The sequence below is a fragment of the Colwellia sp. BRX8-9 genome, assembly GCF_014077245.1.
Lineage (GTDB): Bacteria > Pseudomonadota > Gammaproteobacteria > Enterobacterales > Alteromonadaceae > Colwellia_A.
In genome coordinates, this window is sequence record NZ_JACGVN010000025.1 from 16,655 (window position 1) to 29,920 (window position 13,266).

Annotated in this window: 9 protein-coding genes; all 9 read left to right on the forward strand. The window is 37.0% G+C overall.

The features are described 5' to 3' along the window. Positions 1 to 17: 17 nt before the first annotated feature. The 9 genes from H4J70_RS17160 (at position 18) to H4J70_RS17205 (ending at position 13,266) form a co-directional block, all read left to right on the forward strand. On the forward strand, positions 18 to 1,556 hold the full coding sequence (locus tag H4J70_RS17160) for a PAS domain-containing methyl-accepting chemotaxis protein (RefSeq protein ID WP_182251530.1): 1,539 nt from the start codon (positions 18 to 20) through the stop codon (positions 1,554 to 1,556). Positions 1,557 to 2,536: 980 nt separating this feature from the next. Further along, on the forward strand, positions 2,537 to 4,390 hold the full coding sequence (locus tag H4J70_RS17170; RefSeq protein WP_182251531.1) for a tetratricopeptide repeat-containing diguanylate cyclase: 1,854 nt from the start codon (positions 2,537 to 2,539) through the stop codon (positions 4,388 to 4,390). Between the two features lie 935 nt (positions 4,391 to 5,325). Beyond that, positions 5,326 to 5,613: a lipid asymmetry maintenance protein MlaB gene (locus H4J70_RS17175; protein WP_182251532.1), complete on the forward strand. Its 288-nt coding sequence runs from the start codon at positions 5,326 to 5,328 to the stop codon at positions 5,611 to 5,613. 43 nt (positions 5,614 to 5,656) lie between these two features. After that, positions 5,657 to 6,019 (forward strand): response regulator, encoded by a 363-nt coding sequence (locus tag H4J70_RS17180; RefSeq protein WP_070376915.1) that lies wholly within the window; start codon positions 5,657 to 5,659, stop codon positions 6,017 to 6,019. 4 nt (positions 6,020 to 6,023) lie between these two features. Continuing rightward, complete coding sequence (locus tag H4J70_RS17185; protein ID WP_182251533.1) at positions 6,024 to 8,123, forward strand: chemotaxis protein CheA; 2,100 nt, start codon at positions 6,024 to 6,026, stop codon at positions 8,121 to 8,123. Then, the gene (locus tag H4J70_RS17190) at positions 8,123 to 8,647 is read left to right on the forward strand and encodes a chemotaxis protein CheW (protein ID WP_070376917.1); all 525 of its coding nucleotides are present in this window, start codon (positions 8,123 to 8,125) and stop codon (positions 8,645 to 8,647) included. Before H4J70_RS17185 ends, H4J70_RS17190 begins: the two co-directional genes overlap by 1 nt. A gap of 10 nt (positions 8,648 to 8,657) precedes the next feature. Continuing rightward, a complete protein-coding gene (locus tag H4J70_RS17195) occupies positions 8,658 to 9,128 on the forward strand; it encodes a chemotaxis protein CheW (protein ID WP_182251534.1) in 471 nt (156 codons plus the stop codon). Positions 9,129 to 9,175: 47 nt separating this feature from the next. Continuing rightward, the gene (locus H4J70_RS17200) at positions 9,176 to 12,346 is read left to right on the forward strand and encodes a methyl-accepting chemotaxis protein (protein WP_182251535.1); all 3,171 of its coding nucleotides are present in this window, start codon (positions 9,176 to 9,178) and stop codon (positions 12,344 to 12,346) included. A gap of 47 nt (positions 12,347 to 12,393) precedes the next feature. Continuing rightward, positions 12,394 to 13,266 carry a protein-glutamate O-methyltransferase CheR gene (locus H4J70_RS17205; protein WP_182251536.1) on the forward strand — a complete coding sequence of 291 codons (873 nt, stop codon included), beginning with the start codon at positions 12,394 to 12,396 and terminating at the stop codon, positions 13,264 to 13,266.

The following is a 13,266-nucleotide window of genomic DNA, read 5'->3' on the forward strand; positions in this document are numbered from 1 at the left end:
ATTTTAAAAGGATTATGATGAACCGCACATCAAATAATGAAAGAACTTTCTCTGAAGCTGAACAATTGGTATCAATTACCGATCTAGAAGGTAAAATAACTTACGCTAATAATGATTTTTGTTCGATTGCAGGGTATTCACTTGATGAACTTGTTGGCCAACATCATAATATAGTAAGACATCCGTCAATGCCTAAAGCCGCTTTCGCTGATTTATGGAGCAAGCTTAAGCAAGATGATTCATGGCGAGGTATGGTTAAAAACCGTTGTAAAAATGGTGATTATTATTGGGTAGACGCTTACATAACCCCTGTATATGAAAATGGCAAGGTAACAGGCTATCAATCTGTTAGAACATCGCCAAGTTTTGAGCAAAAACAAAAAGCTCAACAGCTTTATGACAAGTTGAATAATGGAAACTCTCTGTATGACTTACAAAGCAATTTTCGATTTAAACGAATAGTGGCATTATTTATCATTGTCTCAGCTACATTTTCAAATTGGTTATTTACTGAATCAATATTTTCATCTGTAGCATTACTTACGTGTATAAGTTTAGTCTCTTTAGTTTTTTCACAAGAGTTGTTTGCCTTTCCAAATTACGTAGCCAAAGCCCAAAGGTTATCGGATAGTCCTTCACGCCTAATCTTCTCAGGAAAAGGGCCGCTAAATATTATCTCTTACCCAATAGAACTATATAAAGCACGAATAAGAACAATACTTGGAAGAAGTAGTGACTCAGGGCGTAAACTCCTTAACCTTGCAACCGAGTTAGAAAGTGCGTCTACACAAACGTTAAAAGGTATAGAAGAAGAAAACAACAACCTTGCACAATTAGCAACAGCAATAACTCAAATGAGCGCAACCATTAGTGAAGTAAGCTTAAATACCAATCAAACACACGACAAAATATTAATGGTACAAAACGAATGTAAAAGCAATATTACGGTTATCGAAGCCAGTCAGAATAAAATTAACTGTTTGGCTAGTGATGTTGATAAAGCGGCTTCTAATGCTCTTGAATTAGTCAGAGATGTAGATAAAATTTCAGATGTTATGTCAGAAATTCAAGGCATTGCCGATCAAACCAATTTATTAGCATTAAATGCAGCCATAGAAGCGGCAAGAGCAGGAGAGCAAGGGCGAGGCTTTGCTGTGGTTGCCGATGAAGTAAGAACTTTAGCGAGTAGAACTCAGGGAGCAACAGTTCAAATTCAATCATCCGTTGTAGAATTACAAACCACTTTGAAAAATTGGAGCGAAGTTATGCTTAAGAGTAAAAAGAATGCTGAAGAATGCTCTGAAGATAGCTCTAGAATTAAACAAGCGATGGATCATATTATAAGTGATGTAAACGATGTAAGTGATATGACTGCACAAATAGCTACCGCTGCTGAAGAGCAAAGTGTTGTTGCTAATCAAATTACACATAGTGTTCATACTATCGATGATATTTCTCAACAAAACGCAATACTTGCAGAAAAAGTCAGCCACCTAGGTATTGCCGTAAGCAAAAGTGCTGAAAATATTGAAAGGTTAAATACGACATTTAAATAATCAAGACCTTGTAACAAATATATAGGTTCTATTCTGGGCTTAGGTGTTCTCATTTCTATTTACGCTTAAGTAATGCCATTGTTAGGTTTAGAGTTCAGCCCTTATTTTTTATTCTTTCTTTAGTCATTATGTTAGTTGGTATAGCAACAATTATTCAATTAAAAGGTGACTTCGGTTAACAAAGAAGTGAAATTTATCTTGGTACTAGGTGCTTTACTGTAAATAATAAAGAATAGCTTTAAAATTATATACGCCATAAGGTTGCTATGGCGTTTATATCTTTAAATATTGAATGCCTAATTAACGTATGAACTCGAATCTCCAAAAAATTTTTCTAGTTGAACATGATATGAGTAAGCTAGGTGTTCCTTCTGCGATTCTTTCAAAAGCTGTAAAGCTCAAAGGTGAGGAATTTAATTTAATAAGGCTACACTCAGTCATTGGAGAATAAATCCTAAAATATATTGACGTTAACTTCCCACTAGCAACGATTGCTCGAAAGCATCATGAAAGGGTAGATGGTTCAGGTTATCCAGATGGGTTTATAGATCATTAAATACTTTTAGAAGCCCGAATTATTGTCGTAGCTGATGTTGTTGATGAATGCGTTTATCTAGAGCATATAGAAAGCAAGTGGGTTTGCCTGCGGCTATTGATGAACTAAATAAAAATAAAAATAAAGGTATTTTGTATGACCCAAACGTTGTCGGTGCCTGTTACCCGCTTTATAAGAGCAACAAACTTAACAGTTCTCACGCAGAAAATTTACAGGAGGAAAATAGAGGTAAGTCCTAATATACCTGTGTTCAAGTATCTTCATTAATAACAGGTATATACCCTAGTAACTTGTCGACATTATTCAAAGAAGCAACTATTGTTATAACTATTAACCATTTAGTGACTAAGACAACAGAGATTATCAAACGCACATGGCTTTACAATTATTACATAAAGTTTTCATATTATACTTAAGTATTGCAATGGGATTGATTACCCTATTTCTTGCCCCCTCAACATTTGCGGCAAATACCATAGAAATTGAGCAACGCTTTCTTCAGCTCGAAAATGCAGAGCTAATTGGTACTATGAAAGAATATCGTCACAGTATGCGCGAACTGCAGATTTGGTTAGCTCCCGATAATGATAAACAACAAAATCGCTATAACGCTTTAGATTGTTGGATGCTACAAGCTGATACATCGGAATTACTTCAGTCCGCAATCAAGAAAGCTAATGCCTATCTTTCAAAAGCAATAGCGCAGGAAGACAAACGCGCTCAGTCTGATTTAACCCTTTGTCGTGGCTCATTCTATGAAGCAGCTTCTGATAATGTTTCAGCAAAGAGTGATTACAATACTGCTTTACAAATAGCGACTGAAATTAACAATTCAAAGCTGATTGCTGATGCCTTATCGACTCGGGCATCGTTAGCCGCACTTAACGGCGATTTAGCACAAGCACTGGAAGATTTTCAGCTTGCACAAACCCACTACGAATTAGCAAATATACCTTATTGGATTTACTACAATTTAGGAGAAATAGGTAATACTTACCGTCGTATGGGTGATTTTCAGCGGGCATTAACCTTGATGAAGGAAGTTGAACAATTTAATGAAAAAAGAGGCGATTTAGAAGCAGTTAATGATACACGTTATGTACGTGCGCTGATTATGGATGATCTTGGCAATCACACATTAGCCCAAGAACTTTACACCACCTTGTTGACCAACGCCTATAAGAGTGGTGATAAAGCATTAATCTCAACAATGCTTGTTGCCAAAGCTGACTCTCTGTTGCAAGCAAATAAAACTACAGAAGCAAAAAGCCTACTCAACGAAGCTGAGCCTATGCTAGATCCAAGATTTGATCCTTATAGTTGGTCGCTGTGGCACTTATTTAATGCGAAAGCTGACTACGCTGATGGTAATTATGAATCAGCGTTAGTACATATAAAAAGCGCTGAGCCAAGTATGAGTAATCAGGATAATTTTCGTTACTTAGCGTGGATTCAGAATGTAAAAGCGAAAACGTTGGCTAAACTTGGAGATTGGCAACAAGCATATCAAGCTAATGTCGCCTATAACAACACTAAAGAATTACTAGCAAGCAAACTACGTGAGCAAAATACCACACGCATGCGCATAGAATTCGATGCCGCCCGCAAAGAAGTTGAGAATAAAACGCTTAAAGCTGAGCAGACCGTTCAGCAAGCTCGTTTGCAATCACTAGAAGAACGTAAACGTTGGCAAGCCCTAGTGATTGGCTTATCACTGATTTTATTGATCTTGATATTGATCTGGGCATATCGTCAATTTATGCGTGCACGTTTAATGCATGGCATGGCAATGACCGATGAGTTAACCCGTCTACCAAACAGACGCAGTATTCAGACAAAAGCATTACAGGCCATGAATGCTGCTCGTGACGCCAAGACTCCAATGAGTTTATTAGTATTTGACGTTGATTACTTCAAACGTATTAATGATACTTGGGGCCATGAGACCGGTGATCGTGTGCTACAAAAAATATCAACCGCAGCAGAACTTGCCATGCGAAAAAACGATTGTGTCGGTCGCACTGGCGGCGAAGAGTTCATGGTGGTTTTACCTGATTCTACACTAGACAGTGCAGCAGAGATTGCACAACGTTTATGTGACTGCATTGCCGCAATAGATATGAAAGAAATTGATGATGATCTGGTGGTTACTATTAGCTTAGGTGTTGCCCAACTCAGTGACATTGATACTACTGTGTCGTTGCTAACTCAGCGAGCAGATAATGCATTGTATCGAGCAAAAGACTCAGGACGAAATCGAGTTGAAGTTGAGAGATAAATGCCTGAGTAGCAATAACACTTGTAGATAGGACTTCCAGATAATTGGTCGACATTGGTTTTATTACTTTTTTATCGAACATCGTCGAGAAAACCCAGTGATCTTTAGTCGCTGGGTAGTTCACTTGCCAACTTTCAGATCAACTCCCACGGTTTCATCATTGTAAACCTTTTAAACATCAGCTGCTAGGTGACTTTCTGCTGATAGTTTTTGTCGCTTGGCTGATATCTAAAAACCTTAATGGAGCAGTCCAAATTAAGATTAAAATCCTACCTCTCATACGGACTCCACGTGTTTTGCAACTAATAATGTCACATTAAACATAATAATATGCGGTCGTATATACGGCTTATTATTGAGATAGCTACTCTCTAGCCTCTGATGTTTGTGCTCTTATTATCCTTTTTGCTATGGCAGTCTTTATGACTTTCGAGATAGACAGATTTTAATCGGTTGGTTTTACCGTTTATGCTGAATCATTATTGTAATATTAATTTTATTATTTTAAATTATCATGCTACAACCAACTGTTCTTACTCATGTTTAATTTTATGTCTGAGCATTGCCCAAGCAGTTCTAACGGTTTTATCATACCTTGATTTTACTCCTTGTGTTAAAAATAAAATAGTAAGTCCATGAGGTTTTGTGTGCTTTTTTGTCGATTATGTCGGTATTTATGTTTGTTTCTAGCTCTTTATTGCGATGACTTTGTCGTTTATGCAAAATAAATGGTGTTTATATTTGTTTTTTAAGCTAAGTTAGTTACAGTCAACGAACCTTAACGAAGTAGATGCTCGTTTATTACAAAATATTCTTATTTATTTTGTGCTAAAAGTGGCGCTTTTCAGTATTTCACTCTCAGGTGATTTTTCTGCAAGTATTAATCTGCTGAATATTAATTTCGACAATATTTTTAAATAGATGTGAGAATTATTTTGGAAGATTCAACAATAAAATTACCATCAGAGTTGACCATTGCTCAAGTGGATAAATACAGAAATATATTTCTCGATATTATTGATAAAAATGATGTTTTAGTGATTGATGATAGTCGTTTAAAACGAATTGATACTGTTGGGGTGCAACTCTTACTTTCCACGATTACTTGCATAGCTTTTCAAAAAAAAACACTGGCTTGGCACTCACAATCCGATGCTATAAAAGAAAGCATAAAACAACTGGGCTTAAATGAAGCCATTTTTACTCAATATTTGAATGTTTAACATTATCTTTGATAAAAGCACAGCATGAAAAAGGAATAATAGTATGACCAAAGTTTTAGTTGTTGATGACTCAAATTCAATCAGAAATATGGTGAGTTTTACCCTGAAAAGTGCAGGATATGAAGCCACTGAAGCAGTAGATGGCCTAGAAGGGCTTAATAAAGGAAAAGCTGGAAGCTTTGATTTGGTTATCTCCGACGTCAACATGCCGAATATGGACGGTATTACCCTTTGCAAAGAATTACGACAACTACCCCAATTTAAATTCACCCCTATTTTAATGTTAACCACTGAAAGCTCTACTGAAATGAAAATGCGTGGTAAAACCGCTGGTGCAACCGGTTGGTTAGTTAAGCCATTTAATCCAGAGAAGTTACTGGCAACCATTAAACGCGTTGTAAGGTGATCATATGAGTGTTGATCTATCTCAATTTATTCCAAGTTTTCTTGAAGAAAGCTTTGAAGGACTAGAATTAATGGAGTCTAGTCTACTGAATTTAGACGCAGGCGATACTGAAACTATTCATTCAATTTTTCGTGCTGCACATTCCATTAAAGGTGGTGCTGGTACTTTTGGTTTTGATAAAGTTACCGAGTTTACTCATCTTGTTGAAACCCTGTTAGATGAAATGCGAGATGGTCGACGGGAAATAACAGAGAAAGATACTGAATTGCTTTTAATTGCTGTCGACTGCATGCGCATTCTAATAGAAGCAGCAAGAGACGATACTGATCATGATGAAGCAAAAATAGAAAAAACAACCGCTCTTTTAGCAGAAGCCTTGGACGATGATGTCCCCTCCAGTGAAAGTGATACCCAAGAAATAGCAATTGAACCATCGAATATCAAAGGAAAAATTTGGCAGATTAGTTTTGTGCCAGATCATCATTTAGTAAAAACGGGTAACGATCCCATATTTTTGTTTAATGCCTTAGCTAGCCTTGGCGAATTAACGGTAAAAGCTAAAACAGATGCACTACCAGCACTCAAGGATATGGATGCAGAAGAACTTTATCTTAGTTGGGAGTTAACACTCATATCTGACGCTAGTGAAGATGACATTCGAGAAGTATTTGAATGGGTCGAGGACGAATGTACATTAGAAATTGAAGGGATCGACCCCGCTCCAAAAGTGACTGAATATGATAAAACTGATGATATAGATATTTCATTATCTGACGACAGTGCACTACCGTTGAGCAGTTCGAACATTGTTTCAGCGGGAGAACCCGTAAATATTGCTAAGCTTCCTGGAATTTCGGAGAAAAATAAAACAAAAATAAAGCAAGATGTCGGCTCTATTCGTGTTGGCGTCGACAAAGTTGACTCGTTAATCAACTTAGTGGGTGAACTTGTTATTACACAATCAATGTTGTCTGAGTTAGGCAATGACTTTGAAATATCAAAATTAGAAAAACTAACCTCTGGTCTAGAACAACTATTACAAAATACCAAAGAGCTACAAGAAAGTGTGATGAAAATTCGCATGTTACCAATTAGTTTTGCCTTTAACCGTTTTCCACGTTTGGTTCATGATTTAGCACTAAAAACGGGTAAAGAAATGGAATTGATTATTCGAGGAGAACAAACCGAACTCGATAAAACAGTCATGGAACAAATTGGTGACCCGTTAGTACATTTAGTTCGTAATGCTGTTGACCATGGTATTGAATCTTCAGAAATTCGCTTAGCAAATGGTAAACCAATATCCGGAACTATTATTTTAGCTGCTTATCATCAAGGCGGTAATATTGTCATCGAAATCAGTGATGATGGCGGTGGAATTAATCGAGATGCTGTGCTCAATAAAGCCATTGAAAAGGGCTTGGTTGATAGCCATGTAACATTAGCCGATAGCCAAATATTTGATTTGTTATTTGAACCTGGTTTTTCAACAGCACAAGAGGTTAGCGATATTTCTGGCCGAGGTGTTGGTATGGACGTCGTTAAAAGAAACATTCAATCACTTGGTGGTCGTATTCAAGTAGAATCCGAAAAAGGTAAAGGCTCTAAGTTTAAAGTAATCCTACCATTAACACTGGCCATATTAGATGGACAGTTAGTACGTGTTGGCACTGAAATTTATATTATTCCTCTCATTACCATTGTTGAATCATTACAAGCTAAACCAGAGCTTATCAACAGAGTTTCCGGTGATATGATCGTTTACCGTTTACGCGAAGACAACGTTCCGGTAATTCCTATTTACCAATTATTTAATTTGCCCGCCGAGACTAAAGATGTCAATAACGCTTTATTGGTTGTAGTAGAAGCTGATGGTCAAAAAGTTGGCTTGATGGTTGATGATTTATTAGCGCAACAACAAGTTGTAATAAAGAGTTTAAAAGATAATTACCAACAAGTTAATGGTGTTTCCGGAGCCACTATTTTAGGCGATGGCTCTGTCGCGATGATCCTCGATGTACCCGGTATGATCGCTATGGCGATGAAGAGAGCAAAAAAAATACAAAATGAACACAATACAACTGTTGAAGGAGAATTGGTTTAATGGATATTCAAGCGTTAGCTAAGGACATTCCTTCTGAAGGTGAACATTCACTTGAAGGTATTGATTTTATTACCAGTGGAAAACAATACCTGACTTTTTTATTAGCGGAAGAAAACTACGCCGTTGATATTTTGTGTGTAGAAGAAATTAGAAGTTGGGAGCAACCAACTAGAATACCGAACGCGTCAAATCATGTTAAAGGCGTGATCAATATGCGCGGAATTATCGTTCCAATCATTGATTTACGCTTAAAGTTTAACATTGGTGAAGCGAACTATAGTGAAATTACTGTTGTTATTGTCTTGACCGTTGAAATCGAAGACCATTCAAGAACTATTGGTTTTGTTGTTGATGCGGTTTCCGATGTCTTAAATGCTGAAGATAATGAAATAAAAAATGCCCCAGATTTTGGTGGTTGTGTACCTCAACAATACATCGCAGGATTAATCAATACGGGTGACAAAGTGGTCACTTTGTTGAATGTTGAAACATTGCAACTTATTGAAAAACATAAAGTAGATTAGGTGTTATAACATGTCTGAATTAGAGCAAGAATACCTCACATTTATACTAGAAGGTGAAGAATATGGCGTCGATATTTTATGTGTGCAAGAAATTAGGGTGTGGAGTGCTGTAACCGAATTACCTAATAAACCTAATTACCTTAAAGGGGTGATTAACCTGCGGGGAATTATTATCCCTATTATCGACTTAAGGCAACGTTTTGGTAAAGAGCCTTTAGCTTATAACGAACAAACGGTAACCATCATATTACATAATCATAATACCGAAAATCCCGCAGTGGTTGGTATTGTTGTTGATGCGGTTTCAGAAGTATATAAATTTAGTCAACGTGATATTAGTCACCCACCATCCTTTGGTACTAATATTGATAGCTGTTTTTTAAAAGGGTTAGCTAGGAATGAAGATAAGCTTATTATGTTATTAAATACCGATAGTTTATTAAACGAAAAAGAATTGTACCGTGTAGAGCTTAGAGCTTAATAAAACCTATACATTTGCCGTATAAATAAAAAACGACAGGAATGTTTATGACTCCAAAACAAATTGATTTAGTGCAAGAAAGTTGGAAAAAAGTACTACCAATTGCAACGCAAGCAGCTGAAATATTTTATCAAAAGCTTTTTGCACTTGACCCCGCTTTAAAACCTTTATTTAAAAGTAATATGAGCGAGCAAGGTAATAAATTAATGACCATGCTCGATACTGCAGTAAAGTTACTTAATTCACCAGAAAAACTAGTGCCAGCAGTACAAAAGTTAGGTGCCAGACATGTTCATTATGGTGTTAAAGAAAGCCATTACGATACGGTTGGCGCTGCTTTACTGGATACGTTAGCTGAGGGTTTAGGTGATGATTTTACGTTATCAGTTAAACGAGCATGGACAGCTGTTTATGGCGTTTTAGCAAAAACCATGATCGATGCGGCAAAAGCAGAACAAAAAGAGACTCCTCCTTTAACTATAAATAATTCAACAATAACAGAAGAGCCGGATATGGAAAATAAAGCCAATAAAAATGATTTAGCGGTGCGTTTACAAGGCGCATTAGATCAATCTGCAACCGCATTTATGATGATAGATAGAGAGTTCATTATAAATTATGTAAACGAAGCGACATTGTCATTGCTCGCCAAGCATGAAGAAGTTTTTCAAATGAAGTGGCCTAGTTTTAGCGCAGAAAAATCGTCTGTATTGGGTACATGTATTGATGGCTTTCATAAAAACCCTGAACATCAACGTAAATTACTCGATGATCCAAGTAACCTACCTTGGAAAACGGATGTCAATATTGAGTTCTTAACCTTTGAATTAAATGTTTCGGCAATTAATGATAGTGAAGGTAATTATATTGGTAATTCCATGGAATGGAAAGATGTTACTGATGAACGTATGCAAGCGAATAAAGCTATTCAACTACAAGGCGCTGTTGAACAATCAAATACACCATCGATGATGATTGATAGAGATTTGAATATTACTTATGCCAATCCAGCGACCTTTACATTATTAAAAAAGCACGAAGCGACGTTTCAAATTAAATATCCAGGGTTCTCCTCAGAACCAGAAAATGTTATTGGTGTATGTATTGATGGTTTTCATAAAAACCCAGCACATCAGCGTAAATTATTAGATGATCCTAGTAACTTACCTTGGAAAACTGATATTAACATTGAACATTTGATTTTTGAATTAAATGTTACGGCGATTAATGATGCCAGCGGTAAATACATTGGTAACTCAATGGAATGGAATGACGTTACTGATGCACGAGCACAGGCAAATAAAGCTGTTCAATTACAAGGTGCCGTTGAACAATCAAATACCCCAAGCATGATGATTGATAGAGACTTCCTTATTACTTATGCTAATCCAGCGACTTTTGCATTATTAAGTAAGCATGAAGCGACGTTTCAAATTAAATATCCAGGTTTTTCATCGAAACATGAAGCGGTTATTGGCGCCTGTATCGATGGCTTTCATAAAAACCCAGCACATCAGCGTAAATTATTAGATGATCCTAGTAACTTACCATGGAAAACTGATATTAAAATTGAACATTTGACTTTTGAATTAAATGTAACGGCGATTAATGATGTCAGCGGAAAATACATTGGTAACTCGATGGAATGGAACGATGTTACTGAAATACGTTCAAAAGCGATTGAAGTGGGGCGATTAACATCTGCAGTTAACGGTATGACAACTAACTTAATGATGGCAGAGACTACCGGTAAAATTGTTTACTGTAATCCTTCGGTATTACAGATGCTCCGTAGACGAGAAGTACAGCTTCGTACGGTACTACCTTCCTTTAATGTTGATCGTGTTGTGGGCACTAACTTTGATTCATTTCATAAAAATCCTGCACATCAGCAAAATTTATTAGGGAATCCAGCAAATCTACCCTTTGACACTGAAATTAAGGTAGCAGGATTAACTTTCCAGCTAATTGCCATTGCTTTATTCGATGAAAATAAAAATCATGTTGGCACCGCAGTACAATGGTTAGATTTAACTGAACAAAAAGATGGCCAAGCACAAGTAGAAAGTTTGATTTCCGCCGCTATTGACGGTGATCTTGGTCGCCGAATTGACACCAAAGAATATCAAGGTTTTATGAAATCCTTAGGTGAAAATATTAATAACTTAATGGATACCATAGTAGAGCCTATTACTGATGCTATTAATATTGCGCAAGCCTTATCTGAGGGTGATTTGACTAAAACTATGGATGGCAAATATGGTGGAGAATTTTTAGCTCTTGCAAACGCAATGAACGGCTCGATTGAAAACCTAAGCAATATGGTCGAAGAAATACGCGATGCATCAACGAATGTCTTTGATGCCGCACGAGAAATCGCCGCAGGTAATGATGAACTAAGCCACAGAACGGAATCACAAGCGTCAAGTTTAGAAGAAACTGCCTCAGCAATGGAAGAGCTCACCAGTACGGTACAACAAAATGCTGAAAACTCTTCTGATGCCAGCATGCTTGCTTCATCGGTAATGGAAAAAGCTAGCAGTGGTGGTGAGGTTGTTAAAAACGCTATTCAAGCGATGAGTGATATTAATAAATCAAGTAAAAAAATTGCCGATATCATTAGTGTTATTGACGAAATAGCCTTTCAAACTAACTTGCTGGCACTTAATGCCGCGGTAGAAGCGGCGAGAGCCGGTGAACAGGGACGAGGTTTTGCTGTTGTTGCTGCAGAGGTTCGTAATTTAGCACAACGCTCTGCGGGAGCGGCTAAAGAAATAAAGGGTTTAATTAATGACAGTGTTGAAGCTGTTGGTCAGGGAACTAAACTCGTTGATGAAACCGGCCAAACGTTCACAGACCTTGTTAACTCAATTAGCGATGTAAGTAAAATGATCGCAGATATTGACGCTGCAGGTAAAGAACAGTCAGCAGGTATTGGTGAAGTAAGTGCCGCGGTTAGTCAAATGGATGAAATGACACAACAAAATGCTGCCTTAGTTGAAGAAGCTTCAGCATCGAGTAAATCGATGGAAGAACAAGCACAAGGGCTGTTAGAGCAAGTTGATTTCTTTACTGTTAATGAAGAAGAGCCAGAGCCAGAGCCAAAACCTCGTCGCAGAGCAAGAAAACCAGTGGGTAAACCAGTCCAAAAACCTACTGCTAGTCGCAGACCTGCTCGTCGTGCGACAGAAAGTGACCAAGAATGGGAAGAGTTTTAGGAAGTAATTTTAATGCCCTTATATAACAACATGGAAGGCTTGGTGTAATGTCAGAACAACGAAATGAAACTAATAGTTTATCAGAAAAAGACTTTAAGTTCATTTGTCAGTTTGTGCATGACGCATCAGGCATTGTACTTGGTGAGAGAAAGCGTGAAATGGTTTATCGCCGGCTCACGCGTATCACTCGAGAGCGAAAGTTAAACAGTTTTAGTGATTATTGCGAGTTATTGAGGACACAACCAGAACAAGAAGAAAACTATTTTATTAATGCGATAACAACCAATTTGACGAGTTTTTTCAGAGAAAATCATCATTTTGAATATTTACAGCAACATGAAATCCCAAGAATAATTGCACAAGAAAAAAAATCAAAAGGACAGAACAAACGAATAAGAATTTGGTCTTCTGCAAGCTCTACTGGCGAAGAGCCTTATAGTATTGCTATTACCCTCTTAGAGACGATGCAAGACCAATTAACCGAGTGGGATGTTAAAGTTTTAGCAACAGATGTTGATAGCAATGTTCTAGCTCATGGTTCAATGGGTATTTATGCAAATAATCGTATTGAAGATTTACCCATAGCTATAAAAAAAAAATATTTCGTTAAAGGTTCAGGAAGTAACAGTAAAAACGTAAAAATCAGTGGGAAATTAAAAGACTTACTTACTTTTAAACGATTGAATTTGCTTCATGACTGGCCTATGAAAGGTCCTTTTGATGTCATATTTTGCCGTAATGTCATTATCTATTTTGATAAAAAAACACAACAGGAGTTGTTTTCTCGTTATTACGAATTACTCAAACCCGGTGGAATATTGATATTAGGCCATAGTGAAAATTTAGGGGAATATCAACAATATTTTTATAATGAGGGCCGTACTATTTTTAGAAAGCCTGAATTAGAGGAGAAAGGTTAA

Excerpts from the sequence above, each read along its gene's own strand:
- H4J70_RS17160 (WP_182251530.1), top strand. The coding sequence starts at position 18 with ATGAACCGCACATCAAATAATGAAAGAACTTTCTCTGAAGCTGAACAA.
- H4J70_RS17170 (WP_182251531.1), top strand. The coding sequence starts at position 2,537 with ATGGGATTGATTACCCTATTTCTTGCCCCCTCAACATTTGCGGCAAAT.
- H4J70_RS17180 (WP_070376915.1), top strand. The coding sequence starts at position 5,657 with ATGACCAAAGTTTTAGTTGTTGATGACTCAAATTCAATCAGAAATATG.
- H4J70_RS17185 (WP_182251533.1), top strand. The coding sequence starts at position 6,024 with ATGAGTGTTGATCTATCTCAATTTATTCCAAGTTTTCTTGAAGAAAGC.
- H4J70_RS17190 (WP_070376917.1), top strand. The coding sequence starts at position 8,123 with ATGGATATTCAAGCGTTAGCTAAGGACATTCCTTCTGAAGGTGAACAT.
- H4J70_RS17195 (WP_182251534.1), top strand. The coding sequence starts at position 8,658 with ATGTCTGAATTAGAGCAAGAATACCTCACATTTATACTAGAAGGTGAA.
- H4J70_RS17200 (WP_182251535.1), top strand. The coding sequence starts at position 9,176 with ATGACTCCAAAACAAATTGATTTAGTGCAAGAAAGTTGGAAAAAAGTA.
- H4J70_RS17205 (WP_182251536.1), top strand. The coding sequence starts at position 12,394 with ATGTCAGAACAACGAAATGAAACTAATAGTTTATCAGAAAAAGACTTT.